The 25,973-nt window shown below is 34.9% G+C and carries 27 protein-coding genes; 16 read left to right on the plus strand and 11 right to left on the minus strand.

Annotated elements, in window-relative coordinates:
- Positions 1–32 precede the first annotated feature (32 nt).
- Positions 33–1,427, plus strand: a complete 1,395-nt coding sequence (locus OQX62_RS23890; protein WP_265834186.1) for a L,D-transpeptidase family protein — start codon at positions 33–35, stop codon at positions 1,425–1,427.
- 12 nt (positions 1,428–1,439) lie between these two features.
- On the opposite strand, the gene OQX62_RS23895 is transcribed toward OQX62_RS23890, so the two are convergent.
- Positions 1,440–2,219 carry a murein L,D-transpeptidase catalytic domain family protein gene (locus OQX62_RS23895; RefSeq protein ID WP_265834187.1) on the minus strand — a complete coding sequence of 260 codons (780 nt, stop codon included), beginning with the start codon at positions 2,217–2,219 and terminating at the stop codon, positions 1,440–1,442.
- A 252-nt stretch (positions 2,220–2,471) separates the two neighbouring features.
- Between OQX62_RS23895 and OQX62_RS23900 the strand changes: the two genes are divergently transcribed.
- Positions 2,472–3,134, plus strand: coding sequence for an START domain-containing protein (locus tag OQX62_RS23900; RefSeq protein WP_265834188.1), 663 nt, complete (start codon positions 2,472–2,474; stop codon positions 3,132–3,134).
- Positions 3,135–3,136: 2 nt separating this feature from the next.
- Here OQX62_RS23900 and OQX62_RS23905 read toward each other — a convergent pair whose 3' ends face one another.
- The 6 genes from OQX62_RS23905 to OQX62_RS23930 form a co-directional block, all read right to left on the minus strand.
- A complete protein-coding gene (locus OQX62_RS23905; protein ID WP_265834189.1) occupies positions 3,137–4,792 on the minus strand; it encodes a MutS-related protein in 1,656 nt (551 codons plus the stop codon).
- A gap of 99 nt (positions 4,793–4,891) precedes the next feature.
- Positions 4,892–6,493, minus strand: a complete 1,602-nt coding sequence (locus tag OQX62_RS23910; protein WP_265834190.1) for a S41 family peptidase — start codon at positions 6,491–6,493, stop codon at positions 4,892–4,894.
- 37 nt (positions 6,494–6,530) lie between these two features.
- Positions 6,531–8,192 carry a thiol-activated cytolysin family protein gene (locus OQX62_RS23915; RefSeq protein ID WP_265834191.1) on the minus strand — a complete coding sequence of 554 codons (1,662 nt, stop codon included), beginning with the start codon at positions 8,190–8,192 and terminating at the stop codon, positions 6,531–6,533.
- Positions 8,193–8,200: 8 nt separating this feature from the next.
- Positions 8,201–9,364 (minus strand): thiol-activated cytolysin family protein, encoded by a 1,164-nt coding sequence (locus OQX62_RS23920; protein WP_265834192.1) that lies wholly within the window; start codon positions 9,362–9,364, stop codon positions 8,201–8,203.
- 72 nt (positions 9,365–9,436) lie between these two features.
- Positions 9,437–10,630 carry a thiol-activated cytolysin family protein gene (locus tag OQX62_RS23925; RefSeq protein WP_265834193.1) on the minus strand — a complete coding sequence of 398 codons (1,194 nt, stop codon included), beginning with the start codon at positions 10,628–10,630 and terminating at the stop codon, positions 9,437–9,439.
- A 528-nt stretch (positions 10,631–11,158) separates the two neighbouring features.
- On the minus strand, positions 11,159–11,746 hold the full coding sequence (locus tag OQX62_RS23930; protein WP_265834194.1) for a hypothetical protein: 588 nt from the start codon (positions 11,744–11,746) through the stop codon (positions 11,159–11,161).
- Between the two features lie 592 nt (positions 11,747–12,338).
- Between OQX62_RS23930 and OQX62_RS23935 the strand changes: the two genes are divergently transcribed.
- Positions 12,339–13,679 (plus strand): hypothetical protein, encoded by a 1,341-nt coding sequence (locus OQX62_RS23935; RefSeq protein ID WP_265834195.1) that lies wholly within the window; start codon positions 12,339–12,341, stop codon positions 13,677–13,679.
- Positions 13,680–13,693: 14 nt separating this feature from the next.
- Here OQX62_RS23935 and OQX62_RS23940 read toward each other — a convergent pair whose 3' ends face one another.
- On the minus strand, positions 13,694–14,041 hold the full coding sequence (locus OQX62_RS23940) for a hypothetical protein (protein WP_265834196.1): 348 nt from the start codon (positions 14,039–14,041) through the stop codon (positions 13,694–13,696).
- Between the two features lie 423 nt (positions 14,042–14,464).
- Here OQX62_RS23940 and OQX62_RS23945 point away from each other — a divergent pair, with 423 nt between their 5' ends.
- The gene (locus OQX62_RS23945; RefSeq protein ID WP_265834197.1) at positions 14,465–14,716 is read left to right on the plus strand and encodes a helix-turn-helix domain-containing protein; all 252 of its coding nucleotides are present in this window, start codon (positions 14,465–14,467) and stop codon (positions 14,714–14,716) included.
- On the opposite strand, the gene OQX62_RS23950 is transcribed toward OQX62_RS23945, so the two are convergent.
- The 3 genes from OQX62_RS23950 to OQX62_RS23960 form a co-directional block, all read right to left on the minus strand.
- Positions 14,700–14,861, minus strand: a complete 162-nt coding sequence (locus OQX62_RS23950) for a hypothetical protein (protein WP_265834198.1) — start codon at positions 14,859–14,861, stop codon at positions 14,700–14,702. The two genes, OQX62_RS23945 and OQX62_RS23950, sit on opposite strands and share 17 nt — an antisense overlap.
- Positions 14,862–15,464: 603 nt before the next feature.
- A complete protein-coding gene (locus OQX62_RS23955) occupies positions 15,465–15,758 on the minus strand; it encodes a hypothetical protein (protein ID WP_265834199.1) in 294 nt (97 codons plus the stop codon).
- 12 nt (positions 15,759–15,770) lie between these two features.
- A complete protein-coding gene (locus tag OQX62_RS23960; protein ID WP_265834200.1) occupies positions 15,771–16,271 on the minus strand; it encodes a hypothetical protein in 501 nt (166 codons plus the stop codon).
- A 450-nt stretch (positions 16,272–16,721) separates the two neighbouring features.
- Between OQX62_RS23960 and OQX62_RS23965 the strand changes: the two genes are divergently transcribed.
- From OQX62_RS23965 to OQX62_RS24020, 12 genes are all read left to right on the plus strand, one after another.
- A complete protein-coding gene (locus tag OQX62_RS23965; protein ID WP_265834201.1) occupies positions 16,722–18,137 on the plus strand; it encodes a BT4734/BF3469 family protein in 1,416 nt (471 codons plus the stop codon).
- Positions 18,138–18,171: 34 nt separating this feature from the next.
- Positions 18,172–18,624, plus strand: a complete 453-nt coding sequence (locus OQX62_RS23970; protein ID WP_265834202.1) for a hypothetical protein — start codon at positions 18,172–18,174, stop codon at positions 18,622–18,624.
- A 367-nt stretch (positions 18,625–18,991) separates the two neighbouring features.
- The gene (locus tag OQX62_RS23975) at positions 18,992–19,591 is read left to right on the plus strand and encodes an NUMOD3 domain-containing DNA-binding protein (RefSeq protein ID WP_265834203.1); all 600 of its coding nucleotides are present in this window, start codon (positions 18,992–18,994) and stop codon (positions 19,589–19,591) included.
- 72 nt (positions 19,592–19,663) lie between these two features.
- Positions 19,664–19,840, plus strand: coding sequence for a hypothetical protein (locus tag OQX62_RS23980; protein ID WP_265834204.1), 177 nt, complete (start codon positions 19,664–19,666; stop codon positions 19,838–19,840).
- Entirely contained in the window at positions 19,818–20,093 is a 276-nt protein-coding gene (locus OQX62_RS23985; RefSeq protein WP_265834205.1) for a hypothetical protein, read from the plus strand. Before OQX62_RS23980 ends, OQX62_RS23985 begins: the two co-directional genes overlap by 23 nt.
- A 12-nt stretch (positions 20,094–20,105) precedes the next feature.
- A complete protein-coding gene (locus OQX62_RS23990) occupies positions 20,106–20,480 on the plus strand; it encodes a hypothetical protein (protein WP_265834206.1) in 375 nt (124 codons plus the stop codon).
- Positions 20,481–20,691: 211 nt separating this feature from the next.
- Positions 20,692–21,165, plus strand: a complete 474-nt coding sequence (locus OQX62_RS23995; RefSeq protein ID WP_265834207.1) for a hypothetical protein — start codon at positions 20,692–20,694, stop codon at positions 21,163–21,165.
- Entirely contained in the window at positions 21,166–21,975 is an 810-nt protein-coding gene (locus OQX62_RS24000) for a hypothetical protein (RefSeq protein WP_265834208.1), read from the plus strand.
- Between the two features lie 160 nt (positions 21,976–22,135).
- Positions 22,136–22,501, plus strand: a complete 366-nt coding sequence (locus OQX62_RS24005) for a hypothetical protein (protein WP_265834209.1) — start codon at positions 22,136–22,138, stop codon at positions 22,499–22,501.
- 1,135 nt (positions 22,502–23,636) lie between these two features.
- On the plus strand, positions 23,637–23,954 hold the full coding sequence (locus OQX62_RS24010; protein WP_265834210.1) for a DUF5681 domain-containing protein: 318 nt from the start codon (positions 23,637–23,639) through the stop codon (positions 23,952–23,954).
- 2 nt (positions 23,955–23,956) lie between these two features.
- The gene (locus OQX62_RS24015) at positions 23,957–25,198 is read left to right on the plus strand and encodes a terminase large subunit domain-containing protein (protein WP_265834211.1); all 1,242 of its coding nucleotides are present in this window, start codon (positions 23,957–23,959) and stop codon (positions 25,196–25,198) included.
- Positions 25,199–25,220: 22 nt separating this feature from the next.
- Entirely contained in the window at positions 25,221–25,862 is a 642-nt protein-coding gene (locus tag OQX62_RS24020; protein ID WP_265834212.1) for a hypothetical protein, read from the plus strand.
- The last annotated feature ends 111 nt before the right edge of the window (positions 25,863–25,973 follow it).

Consider the following 25,973-nt stretch of genomic DNA (forward strand, 5'->3'; position numbering starts at 1 on the left):
TTACAGAAACGGGTAACACTGTTTTTAAAAGTATGGATTCAGAAGAGTATACCGCAGTATTTACAAAGAAACTCGCAGATCAAAAAAAGCAGTTGAGCAATCCTAAATTGATCACGGCTTATTATGCTAAGAATGAGTATGAGCCGGTGATAGTACTGCAACATTTAAAAAATAAGGGTTTAAGTTCGCTCTTGCCTTATTTCGAACAGTCTGGCGACCATGGCCTTGCTCCGGCTATGTTCCAAACCGAAAGTTTAAAAAAGCTGATTGGCAAATTATATGATAAAAAAGGCATCAGCACTACAACTGAAGCCTACGAGACTTTAGCTGACCTGGAGCTGCTCACTGCCAACGCGCTGATCAATTATACGAATGCTTTACAGTATGGAATGATTAGTCCAAAGCGTATTTATGGTGCTTATTATACCGATACCAAAAGGCCGGACAGCGTATCCATGAACCGCGTGTTTGCGATCAAAGATCTGAAGACTTTCCTGGATAGCATACAACCCAAAGACCCTCAGTACCGCTCTTTGCAAGCAGCATTAAAAGGTGGCGAAGCTGCACCGGGTATGACAAAAGAAGAAACGCATAACATATTAAAAGTTAATCTCGAACGATTGAGATGGAGGAATAAACCTGCTGGAGACAAATACGTGATCGTCAACATTCCGGATTTTAAGCTTCAGGTGATAGAGAAAGGAAACCCGGTATTGGAAATGAAAGTATGCGTAGGAGAGGGCCGCCCTATGAATCCGGGAGATAATCTCAGGGAATATGATGAGAATAACCTTAGAAAAGACCGTCCTTTTTCCAGGGAAACACCGCAGTTAAACAGTTTAATTCATAGCGTACAGGTAAATCCGGTATGGAATATTCCTGAGAATATTGCCACCAATGAGATTACAAAATACGCAGCTGCGGATAGATTTTATCTTTCGAGCCATAATATTGATGTATTTGAGAATGGTAAACTGATTGAAGATACAGAAACAATAGACTGGTCAGACGGGAATCCGGGAAAGAAATATACGTTTAAACAACGCCCCGGTGATGATAATTCCCTTGGTAAAATAAAGTTTCTTTTCAACAATCAGAGTGCTGTATACTTACATGATACGCCTGCTAAAGCTGCATTTGCGCAATCTATGCGTGCAGTGAGCCACGGTTGTGTACGTTTAGAAAAACCGTTGGAATTAGCCTACGCGTTATTTGGTGATGGCGCAAAGTTTGAAGACATCAAAAAGAGAATGGAAAGTCCGGAACCGGAAGCCAAAGATATTTCCCTACCTAAAAAAGTGCCGGTTTACCTGACGTATATCACTGCCTGGGCTGATAAGAGCAATGTAATCACTTTCAGAAAAGACGTGTATGGACTTGATCTGGTACTGTACAGTTACATGAAAAAATTAGGAGCGGGGGAATAAATCCCCCACTCTTTATATACGGGCAATGACGCTGCTGTCTGCTTTAGTGAGCACACTGTTTGCAGCAAGATGTGTATTCAGAAAGGCAGAGGAATAAGCCTGATTACTTCCATTAATGAAGATCACAGTTTTCCCTCCAATTGTATTGATGACCTCATCTACCAGTTCTGGCGCTACTGCAGGACAACCGTGACTGCGACCTAAGCGGCCGAGCTGGTTAATCGTACCCTGACTAACGTAGGGCGCGCCATGTACTACGATAGAACGCATCCTTGCATTTTCATTATAACCTTTGTCCATACCGTCCAGTTTCAGCGAACGGCCGTGTTTGCCATAATAAACTTCACCTGTAACGTAAAATCCAAGGCTGCTTTCCTTTGAATCATTTACATTTGAAAAATGCGTCGCCATATCGTCACCACTGCGTTCTCCATGGGCAACCCAGGTATTCAGCACTAACGAATCCTTTTGCAGATCAATGATCCACATCCTTTTTTTAGTGCTGTTCTGATCAAAATCAGCAATAGTCAGAATTTGTTTCTCAGCAGAAATCTTCCCGCTGTTTTTTAGGTTATAAAACCCGGTTAATGCTTTTTCAAAGACTACAGGATTGAGTCCTGACTCGCTCAGGTGTGCTTTGTTGTAGATGTTCGTGACGTGCAAGTTGTACAATGAATCTTCTGTTACAATCTTTACAGGTACTCTCGGTGTCGATGAAGGTGTCCAGCTAATTATAGTCAGTGCAAGCGAGCTAAAAACTAATCCTGCGCTGCCTAAAAGGTATTTTTTCATAGAGTGTGGTTTTTGGAACTATGAGTATTGATACGATTAATTAGGTAATTTTTTGCTTCAGATGAATGCTGTTTTGGTGAGGTTTTTTTGATTTTTGTTAAACAAATATACGGAAATGTTACAAACAAGGAAAGGGAAGAATTGTATAATTACGTGCAGATGACTTAACTAATGTGTCAGATTGGCCTTATTAGAACGATTTATTTAAATTTGAACCGGATTATTTTTTCTTTCCTTTTTCTTGTTCTACCTATGGTCAGCATCAATTCATTATATTATTCTCTAATCGTATTTTTAGTTTCTTTTGGCAGTTCATTCACCGTTTCAGGGCAATCGGGCTGGAAGCTGGCAGAAGACAGGGATGGTATAAAAGTATTTACCCGGCCTGTGCAGAATTCTAAAATTAAAGCTATAAAGGTGGAGTGTAATCTGCAGGCTACATCTTCTCAGCTTGTTGCAGCAATTCTTGATATTAAAACATGCGGTGAATGGGTATACAATAGTAAAAAGAACATACCCATCAAACAGATCAGTCCCCTGGATCTAATTTATTACGCTGAAGTAGAGGTGCCATGGCCCGTAGAAAACAGGGATTATGTAGTGCATATCAAAGTAGATCAGCAACCGCAAACGAAAGTAGTAACTGTAAATTCACCTTGTATCCCAGGATACGTGGATGAAAAAGAAGGGATAGTTCGGATAAGTCAGTCGGTTGCCAAATGGACCATTACGCCAATGGGTAAAAATCAGGTGAAAGCAGAATATGTACTCGAAGTGGATCCAATGGGCAGTATCCCCGCATGGTTAACTAATCTTTTTGCCACAAAAGGACCATATGAAACTTTCAGGAAGTTAAAAGTTCATGTGCAAAAGGAGGTCTACAAAAAGGCTGATTTTGCCTCTATTACTGATTAATTTTAAGAAATTAAATCTACAGTGGCATTGGCATCTGCTATAATTTCCTGAGGATAATGATTGATTTCCAGGATCCTGATCGCGTTTCTTGTGAGCAATGGACCTTGTTTGATGGTATGATCGAAAATTAATTCGTCGGCAGCAATGGTCTCGGAGAAATGGTAGAGTTCATACTGTGTTTTCAGCAGTTCATTTAATTCAGTGTCGTGTGTAGAGACAAATACGAAGTTGTTACGCTTCGCAAGATAGGACAGTATAGCTTTGCCGGCAGAAACACGTTCGATTGTATTTGTGCCTTTAAATATCTCGTCCAGAATAAATAAGCAGGGCGCATCGCCTGAAGATTCTGCAATAAAGTTTTTTATAATAGTCATCTCTTCAAAATAATAACTTTTAGCTTCCAGCAGACTGTCTGAGATGGTGATGGAAGAAAATATTTTGGAATAAGGCATCGCAAATTTGCTGGCCGTACAGGTAAAAATGGTTTGTGCCAGGATCATGTTGATGCCGACCGATCGGATGAAGGTGGTTTTTCCCGACATATTGGAACCTGTAAGCAGGAGGTTTTTGTCTTCCAGGTGTAAATCATTTGGCACACAATCTGTAATCAAAGGATGCTGTACACGTTCAATCGTCATCTGACCAGTTGGTGTGAATTCCGGGGTACAATAATACTCAAGTGATGATCTGAAAGAGGCGATGGAAATGGCTGTATCAACAGAACCAATAAAAATAAATAACCTTTTCAGTAATTGATTCTGTTTACGAACAGATTCAATAATCGAATAAAAAGAAATGATCTCAATATTGAAAGAGATTTTGATTAGTTCAAAAAGCAGGAAGCCAAGCGCCGCCATATCACCCTCTGCCATGTTATCCAGCTTAATGCCAATCATTTTTCTCTTTAAAGGACTCAGCTGTTTGAGTAATCCGCTGATCTCAGGAAAGTGAACGTTCAGCGCCTGATCAGCATCCAGCTCTTTTGCAACTTCAAATACTTTGATAAATTCCTTTAAAGAAGAGGCATGCAGATCTACTATTTTTTTGTTCCAGTAATAAATAGCTGAATTGATAATGAAAATCCCCATGAAAACCAATAATAAGCCCGGGCGGAAAAATGCACCTATCAGACATAGAATATTGAGTACAGTAAGGATATACACCACCGGCATAAATGATGGGGTATTGATTTTCTTTGCGTAAACCAGATCCTGATAGTAATAAGATCCGTCTTTTTGCAGCTTTTTTAGACTAAGTTGCGTATCAACCCTTAATCGCTGGTCTGTCGCCATCTGCTCCGCCAGCTCATTTTGTCTGAGCAATGCAGTAGTATCTTTGTCAATAGTTCTCAACCTGGCATATAAAAACTGCTGCCCCAGGCGTGACGTGGTGCGGTCGATCAGCTTAAATACATCGTTCATATACAGGTCGTCGGCAATTTTATCGGAAATCAGCTGCAGCTTTTCCGAGGATTCAGCAATAGTATTCAAAAAGTAATTTTCTATCAGGTCGAAATCAAAATACCGGCTGTTTTTAGCATTCCCCCAATCTTCCTTCAGTTCCTCACGCTGCTGGTTGACCAGGATATTCTTTTTATATAGATAGGTAAGCGTGTAAATCAACAGAAGTGCCAGTAAGATATAAACTGTAATGAGCATGTTTGTGGTGGAATAAATAAAATCAGCGAAATTTAGATAAAATTTATGCTATTATCATTTTTGCCGGTCTATTTATAACCAGGGCTAAGCTCAGAAAGCTTAGGGTTCTCTCCTGTCTTTCCTGAATTTAAAATCACTGGAGACTTTTATTGAGCCATCCAGACGGTCAGTATTGAAAATGTATTTGACGGTTGAAGATGCGGACTGAATACGCTGTGTCTTTGCTGCTCCGGAAGTTCCGGCAAAGGAACCGAGTGCTATTTGTATAGCAGGATCATCTAAAGATCCGAAATCATGTGCTGGATCATCAAGAGTTGAGTAGTCTGCTACAAAACCTTCAAAATAGTCTCCTTCAGCGTCAGCATTTTTATTTTGATACATCGCCACATATAGTTCATATCTGTCAATATCGATATTAAAAAATCCGACCGGTTTACCATAAGTGCGTACCTGTTGCTGGCCGGAACCAGATACGCCAATCAATTTAACGTCTGCATATGGTTTAAGTACGTTGATCAAAAGTTCACTTGCTGATGCAGTTTGCCCACTAACAATAAAATAAATCTTGTTGATATGAGTTAGTCCATTATTAGTGTCAAAATTTACCGTACTGGCACCCTCACTATAGTCTATATCATACAATGTTGCTAACCTCCCGTCTATATAAAAAGGTTCATTGTTGGAGTCCCTGAGCAATTGTCTGCTCAGAATTTCTGCTTTTCCCTGTTGCATCATCCGGTTGTAGTGTTCAGTAAACATGACAGCACCTTTTGCTTTCGGGGGGCAGATTTGATTCGCAAAATATACTGCTGAATTTTGGTAGCCACCGCCATTATAGCGCAGGTCGATAATCAGTTCTGAAATTCCTTTTTGTTCAAATTCTGTAAAAACGGGACCTAAAAACCGGCTTGAATTACTCTCATCCGTAAAACTATTATAGGCAATAAAACCAATTTTTTTGTTTGTGGAATTGAGGATAATATGTTTCAAAACCGGATTCTGTTCGTAAAATGTACCTGTTAATCTGACTTGTCTGCTCTCGCCTGTAATATCAGTTACAGTCAGCTTCACAAACGAATTTTTTATGGCATCTTTCCATAAGCCGATGAAGTCGGAGGGGGCAGCTATACCCTGATCATTTATTCCTGTGATACGATCACCTCGCTTTAAGCCCGATTTCCCTGCGGGAGAATTTAGATCTACATACAGTATTCTGACAGCTATATCATTCTGATAAAAAGAAAGCCCAAATGGATTTGCGTCCCTGAGTTGTAAAACTTCATTTTTATTACCCTGAATAGTACTCGTGTTACTTTCAATAATGGTAGAATACCTGGGTGAAAGAGGGTCTTTTGCATTAAGTTCATATGCCTTACCGGTAGCTGGGTTCAGTGCAAATCTTGTAAACGCAAAGATTTCATTTTTATAGGCCGTCAATCCATTTGCTTCAGTATTGTAAAAACGCTCCGGATTAAATTTGTCATATTCGGGAAGCTGGTCATTCCACAAATAAATTTGTTTGGCGTAAAGATATATAGAATCCAGATTGGAAATGATTTGCTGCTGATCCGGATTGATCGGTTCGTTTCCCGGTTCAGATTTCTTGCAGGCACCACTATATAATAATATGGTGATACCAGCAAGAAATTTAAATGTGCATCGCCAGGAATAAAACTGTTGTCTGATTTTCTTGTAATTCATTTCATTGAAATATAATTGTTGGCGCTGCATCGAAGGGTTAGTCGGCTAATAAAAAATAATTATTGGGAAGCAGTCTGTATGAATGTTCATCCTTTGAAGTATTTGCATCAGTAGATCCATATTTGATGTAATAATATAACCTGACATTTCCGACGAAATACCGGGACGCTCCATTTGTTACAGCAAATTCAACAAGTTGCTTTTTAGTACCGTAAGTAGGTACATAATTTGTATAGGAGGTGGAATTTGTTGTCCATTCGTAAACAAAAGGTATGAAAGCAGGAACGTCATTGTAAACACTGTTTCTGCCTCTGTCGTGAAAAAAAGAAACATACATGTCAGTATTCCTGAAATTTATATATCCACTGGGGTGATAGGTAATTGTTTCGTTTGCATACTGAATTTTTGCATATGGTTTATCATACGGTCCATAGTTGATCTGGAAAGGCGCTTCAACATTCGCATGATCGTTATTAAGGTAGGCGAGCTGAAATGCAACCGGAACTCCGGGACTCTCCTTGGAATATGTTTTATTCGCCTGCATGATGTCAATAAATCCAGCTAAACCATTTACCTTAATTGTCCCGTCTGCATCCTGACCGATACCCGTATATTTTATTTTAATATCTGCACTATTGATGATCGTTTTCTCCTCATCTGTAAGGTTACGGTCTATACCTATAAGATTTTGTAGGATGCCCAGTTGTTTATAAATTGCGTTATACACTTTGGTTGAAGAATAGGAAGATTCTATCACCATGATGCCCATGCGACCATAAGTAACGCTTTTCACATATACAGGGGTTACGCCACCAGTAACGCTATTCATATCCAGACCCGTAGGATCAAAAAGTTCATTATAGCTGTTTGGTACATCCAGATCTATAGTAAAGTTTTCCTGAAAGAATTTGATTTTCAGGGCAGAGGTGGCTGTAATCTTATGATTTTCACCTTGCTGTGTGGTGTTGGCATTAACCAGGAATACGCCTACATCTTTATTGTAACCGTACAGGGTTTTCAATTCTTCATATACCTTAAAAGAGTCGAGCTCCAGCTGCAGCGAAGCAGCACCTATTCCTCCCGGATTGATATTTTCCAGATCAGTTAAAGCTGTATTCAACAAAGCTCTCTCCGCACTTGGTCTGGGAAGCGATGTTCTGGCTACAGCGGAACCTGAAACCGGCATCGAAGTAGAAATGGTTACCGGCCGTATATTCCCCGAAATCCCTTGTAACATTCTCGGGTTGAAAGCACCCTCAATACTTCTGCCATCCAATATAGCACCGGGATAAATGTTTAAGCTCATTGCCTGGTCAGCAACTGTAAACATCCGGGACTTATAACGCTGAAAAAAATACAGGTCGTTGGATTGAGGGCTGATTAATCCGGGGCCATCTTTATATACATAACTTGATGCATTCGGAATTCCGGATTGTGGCTCGTTACTATTCTGTTTTCTACCGTTAAGACCTGTGTGAAGGTCTTCTCCGCTATGATAAGACATAGAGCTTACGGTGAAATCCGTCATCACAGGTAATCTTAAACCTTCAATCTGGGCACTTTTGGCTATATCTTTTTCCAGGACGTTTTTTGCACAACCAGATGCTAAAATTGCCATCAAAAAAATGTAAAGTACATTCACAGCAGCAAAATTCAATGCCCTGGCAGGTTTGTTGATCGTTTTTTTGTAAGTGTTCATTTAGATAATTAATTAGGTAAATCCAATTTAAAAACAGTCTTAAACCGACTGTTATCCTTAAGATATTTAGCAGTAAAATAAATGGGTACTCCGGGATCCTGTGCCGTGAAAATGCCTACGTTTTCTGAGAGGAAGCCTGAAATGGATTCTGGATTAGGATTGATCAGCAGTTGTGTAGCAGATTCACCTAAAGTGCTGCCCAGAACATAAATGGTGACCCTGCAGGAACTGAATAGAGATGTTTCCTGCTGAGTGAAAGATTCAGAGGTCTGTTTGAAAATCTTTTTTACAACTTTTTCAAAGGCAGTTTTCATTTGAGCAGAATTGTTATTGGTTTCTATCACCAATAAACCAAACCGGCCATAAGTGACAGAATTGATATAAACAGGTGATACGCCATTAAAAACTTCTGGTGGAATGCTGGCCAGATCAATTAGTTCTCCCTGTACAGGGTCAGACATCGTATAGGTGAAATTCTTCACAGTATAGCTGACCGTCATCTTGGTGCTATAGTAGGTGGCTGAAGAATTATAGTCGAATGAGGAATTTGTTGAGGCAAACAGGCGTTTTTCATTTACATTATAGCCAAAACTCAGTTTTACCTCCTGATATTTTGAAAAATAAGAAATGCTTTGTGAAAAGTCCTGAATCGAATTGCCGGAAAAGTCAGGAGACATTAGTGCATTGCGTAAAAAAATACGGCTGTTTGACAAACTTGGACTCGGGATGGTTCCATAGGACAAGCTGGACGGGAAGGATAACTGGACAGATATTGGGGCTCTTTCATAGCCAAAAAGTGTCGCAAATTCATCAGTTGCAATAGAGGATGCCTGCAGAATTGAACCAGGATAAATGTTTGAACGGCTGGAGGGGGTAACAACCATTTCATCTGATTCATAGAAGGATGTACGTCCGGTTGCCCCGGCCCAGGTACTATCTCTCAGATATACCAGCTGGTTTAACTTTTTACTGTCTATAACATTCTTAAGCGAAACATTATCGCCGCCTATAATTATTGGCTGCAGTGGCTCTATTCTCAGATTTCCAAAGTAATCAGAGAGGAGATTAGATTTTGGTTGCTCATCGGGCTGAACAGGCATTTCAATCTTGTCTTTTTTACAGGCGGCAAATAACAAGGGGATAATAAAAATTATCCTATATAGTAATTTCATAAGCTGACATTGCTGTGTGGATAGAAGCAGATTATTAATAAGTCATTGCGACTTATTAATAATCTGAATTGATTAATTGGCGATATTGACTTTAAAAGGATTGCGGAATGTCGCAAAATCACTGATATAGTTTAAGGTATAATACAGTGGCGCCCCAGGAGATTCCGCAGTAAATCCCCCTGATTCTGCTATAATTTGTGCAAATCCTGCAAGTCCGCCGGTCACCGCCCTAACGGTTGAAGTACCATCCACACCAATGACATAAACATAAATCCTGGAATTCTGCAGGGTAGATTTTTGTTCGTTTGTTAAACGGGCATTCAATGTAGCAGTGAAATTCTCACCTAATTTTGTAGAGGATGATACACCCAGCATTTCTGCTGAAAGATTAAGTGCAACATTGAGTGTGGTTCTGATCATCTGATAAGAAGAATCTGATTCCATGATAAATATCCCTTTTCTTCCATAGGTAACAGAACTCACTATAAGTGGTTCATACGGGCCAAATTGTGTTAAGTCTATGCCATCCTTAATAAATGGTTCATAGATTGGTGGCTCAATATTGATAGAGAAGTTTTCCTGCGTAAATTCAGCTCTTACACGTGTCTTTTGTCCACCTGTAGAGGTGGTGTCAAGAAAATCAACTGTGAGGATTTTGCCTATCTGTAAGTTTGCTCCAAATGATTTTTTTAGTTCATCGACTCTTCTAAACTGATTCTGCTCATAAGTGAATGATTGTATTTGTCTTCCGCTCCCTGCTCTCAGTGCGTCTCTGATATAAGTTGCATCTTCTCTGGGCTGAGGTAATGCTACTGTTTTATACGTAAGGTCTGTTGGGAAGTTTGCATACATCGTTATCGGATTTCTATATGCCGCAGGTATGTTTAATGTGGTAAAATCATCCACGTTCACCGCCCGGTCCCCTCTAATGATAGCACCCAGGAATAATTTTAATCTTGTTTCTGGTAATACGGAAGGAATTTCAGTTGATTCGTAGAAAGTAGTTTTCCCCGTTCCATTTGCCCATACACTGTCACGAACAAAACTAATGGTGTTTTTCTTTTTACCATTGACTATCCCTTTAGGAGAATCTTTAGTGAAGGAGGAAAGGTTTAGAACTGTTGCCTTGTAATCAAATCTTTTTAGGTCTTTGAGTGACGAAACTGGATTAGTAGCATCGGCTACATTTGCTTCTTTTGTTTTTTTGCACGAAACCGATAAGATGATTATCAGTCCGGTTAACACGTTTAAGGTAAGTTTATTCATAATCGATAATAATTAATGGTTTATTAAATATATTGATTATTGTTTCTGTTATTTCTTTATGATTTAAAAAATTTGGTTGGTGGAACTTCTATTACTTGTAATTGATATATAAAAATGCACTTTTTCAGCAAAAGTAAAATTATTGTTACGTTTCTTTTGCGGATACCATATCGTTAAAAACGAGCAAAATATTTCATTTTTGATGTGTTAATTGGGGGATTTTAATAATTATTTTATTTATGGGGCAGACGTATGCATTCTGAGCGAAATTATCAATAAGTACGACGGAAGCTGAGGTTCTCATATCCCTTATGTTGCTCTTGTTACTGCTATGGATTTCTTTAAAAATATCTTGATTTAACGCAGTAATCCTTTAATTATGCGGAAATCTTCTGTCGATATAGGAGGAAACAACCACATTGTGAATTGTTCAGGAGAAAGGAAATATGGTTGGAAGCAACACCTTCCAACCATAGTGAGGAAGTAATTAATGATTTATTATGGTGTCATAACACCTGCATCCTATGACTAATCTTTGAAAAGCTTGTTTAATGCCTGTTGAACTTTTGCTACATCAGCCGCAATTGTTTCATTTACCTTAGGGTTAGCCCCGCTACCAAATTCTACAGTAATTGATACCTCATCAGGATTGTTGGTCACAACAATCTGGAACTTGTGGTCGCCGAATTTAAAATCTATAGTTAGTGCATTTACATTCTTTCGGATAATCTTTACAAACTGGTAACTGCTGCTCAGTGTATCAAAGCAATCTTTCACTGCCTGAAATACAAATTCAGTTTGTACGCTTAGTCCGTTAATAATGATACTCGACACTTTTAGTGCAGCATGCAATTCCGTATCAGTTTTAGTTTCCAGGTGTACATCCTGCATTTCTTCCAGCAAATCTTCGCTATACAGGATTTCCTTTTTATCTGTGATAGAAATAATGGCAGTATTGTCTGACGCTGCAAATGTTTGCTCAATATGAATTACATCATTTCCGTCTTTGATGATAGAAACTGCTGCTGATTCTTTCTGAAGCGTAGCATCTGTAATAGCTTTCTTTATTTTTTCTGAAATGAATTCTAATTCCGGGTACTGTTTAATGTCTGACATAAAGGGATAAATCTAGTGGTACGATCTGCACCAATTTTTGTTAAACCGCAAAGTTACTTTTTTATCCATATGATGATTCAATTTTTGAAAGATAGTGCTGAAGTCAGTTGACGTCTTGATAAAAAACAGGTAAGCATTTCAATAGTTGATTCTGATCACGCCTAATCAATATGTTAAAATGCACTTTGTGATACTTAAAAGAAGGTTTTCCACAATAGTCGATTTGGTTTCATTTTATTTTTTCAGGGGTCTAAAAGCGGGTTTAAGCGACCCACGAGCGCTTTTACTGGGCAAATAAGCGCACTAACCCCCCACTAACACCCTGTCAAGAGGCTGTCAAGATCCCGTGAAGCACGAGCAGAAGTAAATTAAAGCTATGATTTGTCCTTTTGTCTTGTAGCAAAGTTTGATGATTTACAGACTAAAACCAGGGGAAAGAAAACGATTCTTAATACTATTGCTAACATGATTTAGTAATCATTTATTTATTTGCGCTTAACATTGATAATCTACTTTTGCCGATGTAAATATTTGGTTAGTATTTATTATCAGCCTTTTCACTATCTTTGAAGCACATTAATCAAAATCGTGAATGGAATCGTTAACGCAACTACCTGAATTTACCTACGAAAAACTGCACCTAAATACTACCAATTCTGAAAAATGGTACGTTGGTTATACCCTCGTTTTTCCCGATGGAACAACTGATAGAAGACGTGAACATGGTAAGAAAAACTATGATATCAGTCTTACTAAAGAGAAGGATTTAGGTAAAAGGGAACGACTAGGTAACAAGCTAAAAGGCTTAGTTCTTCACGATTTGGAAAGAGGGGTAGACCCTAACAAAAGAAATGAAATCTTAGAGAATAAATTACGTAAACAGAAGGAACAGGAGAAAGAAGCAGAGGACAAAAAGATATCAATCGATAGTGCTATCCAGATGTGTAAAGAGGCTAAAGGATGGATTAATGCTGTAGAGGGTAAAGACCGTACAGCTACTACTGTTCCAATGTTTTTTACTAATCAGCTTAAACCTTATTTTGAGTCTATAGGTAAAGCTGATGATATTAGACAGGTTACAAGAACAGATATCAAAAAATTTATAGAATTACATTTCAACCCTTCACCCGATTCTGAATACAAAGAATGGTCTGCATCCAGTTGCACAATTTATAGAGGATGGATAGGTATTTTGTTTAGTGTTTTGTTGGATCGGGAATTTATTCCCGTTAATCCTTGTGAGAAAATCAAGATAAAATCGAACTCTGAAAAGATTATTAGCAGTGATGAAGATGATATTGATAGATTTGAACCTTGGCTAGATAAAGAAATTGAAATCTGGTTTGCAGATTTAAAAGGTGGTACTGCTCTAGATAGATTAATGTACGTTACCAGTCATTTATTCCACTACGCTTTTATTCGAAAAACAGAGATGTTAAGGTTGAAGTGTTGGATGCTAGATTTTGATAATGAGCGTTTAACATTACCTCCAAAGATTACAAAATCAGCTAGAAAATATAATACCAAAAACCTAATCAATGTTGATATGCCTGATGCATTGATTCAAGCATTAAAGGAATGGATAGACTTTAAATTTCCAAATGGCTATACAGATGATGACTATTTAATTGGGATGGATAATGCCCCAAAGGTAAGTTACAGCTATGCAGCTATGACTAGTCACTATGTGAGAATGAGAAAGAAATTCCAACTAAAATATAAAGGTCTGTTCATTGATAAAAACCAATACGCCTTGAAACATTCAGGTGTACAGAAGTTATTCAGGGCATTATCCAAGCATCATAAAACGCCTGTAGAGATTCAGACAATCATTAAAAATCAGTGTCGCCACTCTAGCTTCACCCAAACTGAAACTTATCTGAGAAGGTTAAAGTTAGAATTTGAAGGCAGTAGAGAAAAGGTTAATTTTTAAAATGGTGAGGGTATTTAACCCTCATTTTTTATTTTTAGTAATGCCTTTCTTTCCAACATCTTCAAGTGGTCTTCTAATTCCTGTTGCTCCCTGGCTTTTTTAGATATTCTGGTTTTCTTAACTGGATTAACAGGATGAGCTGATGTTGGAGTAGTGAAAAAATCAGTAGATGGTTTAACCATTTCTTTTAGCTCATTTAAGCTCTGTATAACCTCGTTTTGATTAGTGGGCTGTGGTTGTGTCGCTTCTGCCAGTTGTTGCAACAGGTGGTCTGTATATGCCTTTTGCACTAGCTTTTCCGTTTGTTTCATAGCGTGGTATTGCTCAAACGATTTTAGTTTTTCATTGTATGTTTTATTCATGTTTCTTTTTTAAGAGATCGCAGAGCGATCTGTATTAATCCTTACTATTTTTATATTGCATAACCAGTACGCATTCGCAGATGAATACTCTTACCATTTCTTTCATTGCCTTTACTATTTGTGCAGGTGCTACTGTGTGGAGCTGTAGTATTGAGTAGTAACTTTCACTCTTCCATTGCTCTATTAGTACATCTAACAATTTTGTGTACTGCCAGTTGTGCTCCATCAACATAATTAACATGTTGCTATGGTATCCTACCCAACAGAGCTTATGTTCTCTAAATGAGACTTCAATAGCATCATACTTGATATTATTATATATTGTCTTCTCTATTTTCATACTTAAAGCTAAAGAAGATTTTTTTAAAAAGTGTCTAATTAAACACTTTTATTAATAGAAAATTACTTCTTTTAGTAGCCTCAATGGCTAAAAGCACCACAGATAATAAACGTAAACGTCACCAACCGACTATCAATACGGTTGGGGATAATATCCGTGCTTTAAGATTGGAGAAGGGAATGACGGTAAAGAATTTAGCTGAACTGGCAGAATGTGAGGCTAAATTGATTTACAATTACGAGTCAGGTAAAGTTGATATCAGCGTGAGCATGGTTTACTTTCTGGCTGTTGCATTAGGAGTAGAGCCACATACACTTCTTATTCCAAAAGTTTAGCCATTGCTATTTCTGCTTCAAACATTTGTTGCGCTTCATGTAGAGATGAACACACTTCATAATTTTCTTCCTTTTCCATCAGCTCTATTGCATCTTGAAACACAACCATCTTCAATATTGCCAATCTTTTTTCTTCATCAGTCATATTATATTTTATTAAATTTTTCTTCAATTAGTCTTATATATATATTTAGGTTTATCATATCTGGATTACTCTTTACTGCTACCGCATAGTCACAGCTAAAGGTGCAATGGTTACCACTTGGATCAAGTGATTTCTGTACACAGATTCCAATTACTTCACCATCTCTTTTCATTATGTCCTGATAGCATCTTTGAATACCAGAATTTGTTCGGTATACAGTTCCTATTGTTTTATATGTGCGATAGTTTACAGCTATCATAGTATCTAATAGCTGTTCGGCTCGTAGTATCTCTGTCCTGCTTAAACCTGTTTTTATGTTCCATTTCCTTGACATATGACAAAGGTTATAACAATATTATTAATTAACAAATCGTAACCTGTTGGATAATAGTTATTTAACAGGTTATTTTTAAATCTAAAAGAAATACACTAATTATCCCACTCCAATGGTGTTTAGAGGCTGTTTTTGGATGATTTATGATATTGGGAATGTAGACGAAAATACTTTGTCACAATTGTGTTACATATAAAATCTGGACATAAAAAAAGGATAACGTGCCTTGCAGGGGTTATCCAATCGAGATATGGCAGTACTGAAAAATATCAAGGGTTGTATATTAGTTTATTATTAATGCTTAACTGGCTTAAGAATAATAGTAAAGCATCATGTACAGTTGAATCATTAGTATTAATATAGAGGTCTACTTCACTATATGTCACTAATAAACTAAATGCAACCTGCCCTGTTGAATCTGTGAGTTCTATTCTATCATCTGCATGGGTTACAGTATAGGCTCTATTGTTTATCCCCACTTTAGTTATAAATGCATTAAAACCTTCGGTAAGCTTATCAGCTATGTATTCTGTTGAATGGTTTAATTTATTTTGAATTATCATACCTATGAAACTTTAAAATTTAATTGATTTAACAGCATCAGATAAATCGGAGATAATTCTATGAGTTATTGCATATGGTAACTCACTACCATCTTTAACATGTGGCGTTGCTGTTATAGCATCATTGATAATCTGAATTGTTATAATAAAATCGTATTCGTTGTAACTATAATCGAGCATTATCAATGAAACATCATGTTTTGCGACTCTATTAAACTTGTAGCTTGCATTAATTATTTTTAAATTTTCAATTAAAGAGCCAGTTATATATGCTGATTTCGCCAACTTTTCTATTTCATAAATCAGATTATTTGTCTCCAAATTGTTGACCGTTAATTCGATTGAATTTTCATTAAGTGTAACCGAGAAATTAGTATCTCCATTATCCTCGTTGAAAAGTTTGATTTCTTTATCACCACTGATGCAACCTAGTTTGTTTTCTTTCGCATAACTTTTGATAAGGCTAATTACCCGTGCATTTGTCAAGTACCCTTTATGTTCTATAATTGTCATTTGTTTTTGATTTGTTTTAAATATACATAATAATAACAATATTTCTATTGCAGTAATATTTTAAAAATTTACTGATTCTATAACTTTACCATCCGAAAAATGAATCCATTGAGAAGGTTATCATGTAGTAAACAATAAAACCAGTACTATTTCAACATTGGGTACATTCCCACCTCCAATGATGCATATTTTATAAAGTATAATATTACGGGTAACCGTAAAATATTAAAAAATAAATAATCAAAATACACTTGAATTTTTTACACTCTTAGGTTATTGTTGTATTCGTAATAAATAATTAAATCTTTTCTGGCTTTTCAGGAAAACTAGACTATTTATTATTATACGTTTAATGTTACTTGCATTATTGGTTTTAAAAAGGGCGGGACTAATTACCCCGCTCTCTCTTTTGCACCATTAAACGATAAAGAGAAAAACAATAATAAACACATGGTAACACTTTTAAACAATTATCCCAACCTTTACACTCCTGCCATTACTGGTACAATAACCAACACTGATTGGTTAAATAAAATCACAGATTCAAATTCTGAATACAATAAAACTATTACTGATTTAAGAGCAATTAAAGAATTGTATGTATCTACTAATAATACAATTTTTAAAAAGGAATATGATAAATTAAAATCTACATTACCTGCTGTAACTTGGAATGCAACATTTACCGATGTAAAATCTAATGCTAACTTCTTATCTCCAACAGGATTATTATTTATTGATATAGATGATACATCATTCAATATAGAATCTTTGGATAAAAATAAGATTTACGCTTATTATAAGTCAGTAGGTGGAAAAGGATATTCTATTATAGTAAAATGTACTGCAATCAATTTAGATAACTTCAAATCTACTTATACATATATTATTAATGATTTAAAACTGAATGATTATGTTGATACTAATGCTATCAAAATAACTCAATCTTCCATTATAAGTTATGATTTAGACTTATATATTAATAATGAATCATTCGTTTATTCTTCTATTTATTCTAATAAAATAGATGAAAATAATTTTGTACCAACTGCTACATTAGAATCAAAAAAAGAAGAACATAATGCAGAGGTTGGTACAAAACAAAAAGTAAGATATAATAACCTTAATGATTTTGAATTTAATGTTAATGGTTATGTTGAAGATTGGAATGAAGGTTTGAATTATGTATTCGTATCTAAACCATTTAAACCACTACAGGATGGAAGAAAAAGATATATGATGAATTATATAAGGAATTATGTTTGGCTTAATCCTAATCTACCATATTTTCAAATACTAAATTCTGCAAAATTTATTAATCTTTCAATAGGTATAGAACCGTTACCTAATAATATTATTGAAGGACAAGTAAAAACCATATTAGAACAAAAAAACAAAGGAACCTTAACACCGAAAATTAAGAAAAGGAAAATACTATTCTCCCCATCAAGTTTAATGACAAGGGATGAAAAGGAAAAGGTAAAAGGTGAAAGACAATCTTTGTTTAATAATGAAAGTACTACAAGCAAAATATATGATATTATAGAAGATTGGAATTTTGAAATAAATGGAAAGATAAATATTAGAGCAGTAGCAACAATTCTAAATATGTCAAAAACAACAGTAGCAAAATACTGGAAGAATATCAAAGATTATGTGAAGGATTTAAATGAATCTGGAATAAATGAAATAAAGCTATTTAAGCAACACAAAATGAATATTGATAAAGATATTGAAGAAAATAATATAGTACCTCATATGTCAGCAATGACCCCTCTAAACTTAATTGAGCAAGTTATGTCTGATGAGAATATCTATGTAATAGATATAGATGAGTTACTAGAAGAGATATTTACAGAATTATAAAATAAGACTATTTATAAGTATTAATAAAAATAATATGAAAAACGAATATAGATTGATGACAAATATAGTAGCACTATCTGAGTCAAAAGATTGGGATGATGCAAAAACAGAATGGAGATTTACAAATGCTTTCCAACGTGAAGGTAGTGAATGTTTATGTGGTAAGATAAATATAACTAATGTGTGTGTTATAGTCAATAAAAAAAATGATAACCGTACAGAGGTTGGCAACTGTTGCGTGAAGAAGTTTATGAACATATCAAATGGTGATACATTCTTTTCAAGTATTAATAAGCTAAAGAAAAATATCAAAAGTAATATTACTAATAATTTTTTGCATCACTTGATTGATACAGAGTTTATAACATCCGATGAATATCGGTTACTGAGTAAATTTCAAGACCAAAATGAAAAAAAGACATCAGGAGACTGGAATAGTAAAATAGAAATCAATCAAAGAATACTAGATGAATACTGTAAGTGTTAAATATATAAGTACCTGGCATTCAGTAAATTGAATGAAAAATTAATATCGCTGAGTATCAGCCTAATAACCTGGCAATCAAATAAATAGCTTTGATATATGCTAGGGAACCAATACCTTCAACCCATACTAATTATGGAAACTATGGCAATCATTTTACTAACCATTGTTGCAATCATCACAGTAGCTAAACTACAAGATGTATTCAGCAAAAAAATAAGAGACTAGACTACCACTAGGACAACAAATAAACACAAGAGGCACTGGTATACTGAATGTGTTTTAAGGGGGACTGCTGTACGCAGATCCCCTTTTTTTATGCCTATAAATTGAGAGTAGTTACTTTCCCAACGGCAGACTATTTATGTGTATGGCGTACGTTTATACACACACAAGAAAAGATAAGAATGAAATATTTTATGTAGGGATTGGTTCTGATGATAACAATTACAGTAGAGCAAAAACAACACATAAGAGAAGTAATTACTGGAAAAACATTACTAGTAAAACAGATTACACAATTGATATCATTGAAGATAATATAAGTTGGAATCAGGCGGTAAATAAGGAGATAGAATTGATTAAGTTTTATGGACGGAGTAATACAGGAACTGGTATCTTATGTAACCTTACAGACGGTGGAGAAGGTTGCAATGGTAGGAGACATACAGAAGCAACTAAAGAAAAAATGAGGGTAGCACAGAAGAATAAAAAATTGTCTGTGGAACATAGAAAAAAGATAGGACAAAGTTTAAAGGGTTATCAAAGGTCTAAACAAACAAGCGATAGAATTAATAAATCAAGAAAGAATGTAATACTTAATTATAGTGTCATTCTAGATTTAGACACTGGTGTATATTATTATTCTGTTGCCGATGCATCACGTGCTTATAATCATATAGCTTATAGCACACTGGTATCGTATTTAAATGGCACTCTTTTAAATAAATCTTCCCTGATAAGAGTATGAAAAATAAATGTGAAAATAAATTGGTCACTTCATCAGTAGCGTGATATTTATATATATACACAAAGAAACAATATGAAAACATTTATAAGAAACAATAGTGATTATTTACTGGCAATTGTAATAGCATTAGCATTATTTAATTTAATTCCAGTCGTGATTGGATGGATAGCATTTATCCTTTTATTTATTGCAAATGATAATAATGAAGAAGTATTAATAACTAAAGATGACAGTACAAACCGCAAATAAATACATAAACTTACTTGAAGATTATATGGATAAAATCTTGAAAGGTAAATCAGATATGCATAAAAAGAATATCCTAAGCTATTTTTATCCAGACCGTGAATATTTAGTTGATGCAGGATATTGTCACTGGCAGTTCGAAAAGGTGCTAAGATGCTTAGAAGATGAAGAACTATATGAAGATTGTATAACAGTGTTAAAACTGGTTACAAGATTAGAAAGAATGAAAAATAAAGGAATTAAGATTAAAATATAAACACACAAAGAAATGGAAAAATTAACAGATAAATTAAAAGAAACAATAGACATACTGATTAATAGAATAGCTGAGTCAGATGTAATTGTTATTAACAGTAGGGCTATCAATGATGCAATAAACGATATCATTAGTGAATATAATCAGGTAGTTTATACATCAGATAAGCGATTAGAATCAATGGAATTATTAACAGCACAGGTAACTGAATTACAAAAGGAATTAGCACAGGTAGGATGTTGGGATAAGCCAATTGTATCAGTAACATATAACGAAGATGAAAGATTGTTTGTAGCTGTAGATTACAAAGGTAGAGTGCAAAAACATTGTGAAAAATTGATTGAAAAATTCGCAGAAGCGTATAATAAAGCATTTCCAAAAAGATAATAAATAAAATACTCATAATTTTTGTTTTCATAATTCCCCGATCCGTAAAAAGATTGGGGTTTTTTTAATCTGGCTTATAAACTATTTTATAATTATTTCAAGTCAAAAGTGATTTTAAATTTTAGCTGACTATTTATAGTTATGAACAACATAATTATAAACACAGACATGATAGCCAATGGCATAACTAAAACGCCTAATGCTATCAACAATGTCAGCCCAATTTCATAAGGATTTAAAGTCTGGTCAATCAGCGGAAAATGAAGTTGCTTCTATACTTCAACAGTTTGGATACAATGTAACTAGTACACAGAATCAAATGCTATTTGAAGGTTATGACCTGATAGTAACTACTCCCAAATCTAAAACCAAATACATAGAGGTTAAAGAAGATAGAATGGCTGATAACACTGGTAATGTTGCGGTAGAGATTGGGAAAAAAGATTACGATGGTCAACTACAAAAGTCAGGTTTATCTGCTACACAGTCAACCCATATGGTATTTAAGATAGTTGGTAAGTATGATAAGTTTTATTCAATTAAAACAGAAGCATTAAAGCAATTAATCCGAGACAGAAAAGCCGATGGATTATTAAAGATAGTTATGGGAGGTGATAATCAAAACAGCAAGATAGCACTGTTACCTCTGATAATTCTAAAGAAGAATAGTAAAAAAATCAACTAAGTGAGTAACGAAGAATTTAAAAATCAAACAATCAGTGACCTATTTAAATCTAAAACAATTCACTTAAGAATTGAGATGATTCTGTATGAAAAAGCAGGACTGGCAAGAAATGTAAGAGGGATGGTAGTAGAAGATTTAACACAGCAGGTTTTCCTTGATCTATGCAGAAAGGATGCAGATTGGTTCTATGATACCTTCCATGATGACCCTAATTATTTAATGGCCTACGTTACGAACATGGCGAAAAATATGGGTGTACGTACAAATAAACTTAAGCCTAAACCATCTAGTGTTAGAGAATTTAGGTTTGCCAGTAGTTTTAATTCAAGTCATAACAACGTGCTAGAGCCTACTGAATTCAATTATGATAGTGAGCAAAGCAGTGATGGTATCAGCGCAAAGGTGTTAGCCAGTGAAGAACCAGATGTAAACGATAAACATCAGCTATTCCAATTCCTTAAAGAAAACCTGTCTACAGAAGAAATAGAAATCTTGGATATCCTTACCAATCATAAGCAAAAGCCAGGAAGAAAAAAGCAGGGACTACAACAACAGATTGATGATGTAAAATCTAAGGTTAAAACGCTATTACAAGCTCACAGTAGCAATTACTATAAAGCTAGAGCCATAACCATAGGTGAGCAGCTGTTGGAACATAGACTATCAGGAACTAATCCAAAACCTCTATCAGAAGATGAAAAAGGTAGGCTATCAAAGTTCAAACCTTATAAAGCATATGAAGAATATCCAGTGAGCAAATGGAATAAACGTAAAGACAATAAGAACGTAGACGATGAAGAAGCTGATTAAATTAATAACCACAATCTTAAACCTTCCAATCAATGCCGTTGGAATACAGCTAATCATAGACTGGTTTAAACCAAAGAAGAAAGAGGTGAAGCAAGAAGAGGTAACACCAGATCCGTTAACGGATCATAAAGTAAAATATATTAGACACACATTCTAAACAATGGAAAAAATACACATAGAACTGGTTGAAACAGTAGAACAAATCAAAGATGAATTATATGCTATCTTCAATAGAAAGCAAAATAAGATGAATGCAGAGCTTAAGATGAAAGCAAAAAGGGTTCAGGATATCCGCATTCAAATCGGAATGCTCCAGAACAACAACACCAGTTGGACATGCCCTGATTGTATATACACGACAATCAGTATGTCAATGATACCCTTTTTGGAAAGTAGTAAGTATTTAGTATTGCTGAATGAATATAAAGCTCTACAAGAGCCTAAAGTAGTAGAAGAGGTAATTACACCTGTTGAAGAAGTAAAGCCACCAGAGCCAGTAAAAAAGTCTGGAAGAAAAAAGAAATAAAGTAAAATACATTCCATTTTATTTCAAAATCAGGAATTTTAGAATGTAAAATAGATAATTTACTTTTGTACTATAGTAAGACCGTAATCTACATCAACCGTGTTTAGTTAAAACACAATGAACAGGAGTAAAAAAATCTCAAAATGGATTTTAAAAGTAGTAGTTAGAAGAGTAGTTACAGAGTCTATTAAATTTATATTAACTTTAATTACAGACCAATTTTCGTAGGCATTTAAATTTAACCTCATCATTATTTTGGTGGGGTTTTTCATTTCTTTTTTCTTCCGATATAAGCTACAACAATTGCTGTTACAGTTGGTAGCACGATTCTGAGAATATCTTTTAAATCTTCCATATTATTTGTTTTTTAATAAGCACTAGTTAAAGCATCATCTTTGTTCAGTTAATCATCTAAACTAACTTCTTCATTTTCTCTATCAGTAACAGTAACAAGACCAGAAATAGAATAAGAATTATTCAACTGTCAGTACCATAATATAAAGTAATTCTTTTGGTTTAAACCAAATTTATTTTGCATTTCAAACCTATGTATTTTACTGAAATTAGTTTTGACATATATGTCCCTTTTTTCAAATTTTCTGTACAAATGAAATGAACATTTTTCACATTTCAAAACTTTAAATTTTGTAGAAGTATAAATTTTGTTTTAAACCAAAATAAATTCTTTTGGTGTTTTAAAAAATCTTTAAATAATTTTTCCATTATTTTTAAAATCTACCTATAATACCTGCATTAAATTCAAATCAGAGCGTTTTGTATTGCCTTGAAAAATGTGGATAAATAGTTGTAAATATTTTTATTTCTTTTGGTTCGCCAATCTTAGTTGGATTCTAAAAATTTTCCTAATCCTCCTACCATTATAATATGTTTAGTATACTAATTACATCACAAAACTCTGCAAAATTTATATAAGCAACAAATACAGTTTGCTTGTTGATTTCTTTTATTTCCTTTTATGGAAATACAGTTATTGTCTATTGCAATGGTTTTATTTAATTACATTGTTTATAGCTATAATTATGGGCTTATGTCATATTTATGTCTGATTTTGGTTATTTTAATTTTGCCTATCCATTACCTCCCTGAACCTGATAAATACAGGTGAAAACAAGAAATGGGAAGAATACAAAAGGGTACATCTGGTAATCCAAATGGACGGCCAAAGGGGGCGATTAACAAAGTAAATAGGGATGTTAAAGCAGTTATAACAAAAGTAGTTGAAGGTCGCTTACAAGAGCTTAATGATGACTTAGAATCAATGAGTAAATTCAGTAAGTGGACAATATTATTAAATGTAATGAAGTATGCTTATCCAACATTATCAGCACAAAAAATAGAGGCAGATATTAACACAAGTGGTAAAATAGAATTCACTATTAAATACGATAATCAGTTACCACCTGCTAAGGATAATAACATAATTGATATATAATTATGGTTGAATTAGTATTACAACAATTACATCCTGCACAACAAACTATCTTCAATTCAACAGAGCGTAATGTAATTGTAATGGCAGGTAGACAGTTTGGTAAATCTTCACTCTGTATACAGAAGATAGTACATTGTTTATTGGGGATAGATAATAATGGAGTAGGTGAAAATGCATTCTATATAACACCGTATTATAAATTAGCAAAGAAGTTTTATAGGGATTTAGTTAATGCATTTCCAAGTGAATTAATTGAATCAGATAATAAAACAGACCTTCAAATAACATTGAAGAATGGTGCATTTGTTCAACTGTATTCTGCTGATAATATGGATGCTATTAGGGGTAACAATGAGATATCATTAGTGATATTAGATGAGGCTGCATATTATGATGTGGAAACATTATATGGGGATGTTATAGAACCAATGTTGGGGATTAAAGATAGAGGTAGATGTATAATAGTTTCAACCCCTAATTCAACTAATGGATTCTTTAGGATGTGGCAAGCAGCTACTGATGGTATGGACGATTGGGAAGCATTTAAATACACTGCATATGATAATCCTTTTTGGAGTAAAGAACGATTAGATAAGATTAAAGCAAATGCCCGATCCATAATTAAATTCAATCAAGAATACCTATGTGAAGTAAGTGCAACAGAAGCATGTCCCTTTGAATATGAGTATATCCAGAAAGCAAGAACATCAGTATTAAGTACTAAAAAAACTGTGTGCTATGGTATTGATGTGGCATTAGGTAAGGGTAATCAAACAGGAGATTGGACAGCTATAACAGGGTTAGATGATACAGGACATATCACATACTTTGATAGGTTTAGGATACCATCATCTGCATTACAATTCAACAAGATGGATGTATTAGATAAGAATACTTTGAAGGTTATTGATAGCACCAGTGTTGGTAACTGGTATTATGAACAACTGCAAAATTCAGGACATTATGTTGAAGGTATGTCATTCACTAATTCCAACAAGACAGATATGGTTTATGAGTTTGTAAATGCTACAGAGAAAGAAGAGGTAAAGGTTAATGATATCATAGCTGATGAGATGCAGATATATGAAGCTAGGTTAACTAAGAGTAATAACTATCAATTCGGTAATCAAGCAGGCAAGAATAATTATGATGATGCATTAACATCTGCTATGCTTGCTTACAAAGGATTAAGTGATTACGGATTAAAAAGTGGTGGTGGTCAATGGTCTGTGTATTCAGTATAGCAATCCATTACCTGACTATAACATGGGAGAAACAATGACATTTAAAGAACTAAAGAATAAGATACCGCAAGGTTGGAATGAAGTTAACCTTGAAACATATCAGAGGGTAATAAGCCAGACATATGATTGGGAGCTACAGGAACATGAAGATGGTTATGAACTACAACAAATTGATAATAGCCTGTTAACTATTGCTGCTATTACAGGAGTAGATATAAACATCATCAGAGGTTACGATATCAAACAATACATAGACTTGGTTACGCTGATTCAATGGGCAAGTAAATTACCAGAACCGCTAAAGGATAGACCATCATATTTGATTGATACATTAGACTTAACAGTGAATAATTATTTGACCTATAAAGCTCTAGGTGGTGAATTTAAATCTATTGATAATGTTGCATCAGTTGTTGAATTCTTCATAAGGAAAGAACCCATTTCCAAATGGAAGAGGATATTGTATTTCTGGAAGGACTTAACCATTAAACCAATTGATGTAAACAAGATGAATATGATTGAAATAGTCACATTGTTTTTTTTTGCACAAAAGACTTTAACAAAATATTTAGAGCGTTTGAGAATCAAACAAACAGTACAGTTAAAGACAGCCCTAATGATGCAAAAACTACAAGCTTCGCAGAAGACGAGCGTAAACATTTAAAAGATGTTTATTCATGGTACTGGTTGGTTAAATCTGTAGCAGATTGGGATAATAAAACAACTGATGATATTTATGATTCTTCACTAAGCTATGTACTTAATGTAGCTAAGA

The organism is Pedobacter sp. MR2016-24 (assembly GCF_026239655.1).
Taxonomy (GTDB): Bacteria; Bacteroidota; Bacteroidia; order Sphingobacteriales; family Sphingobacteriaceae; genus Pedobacter.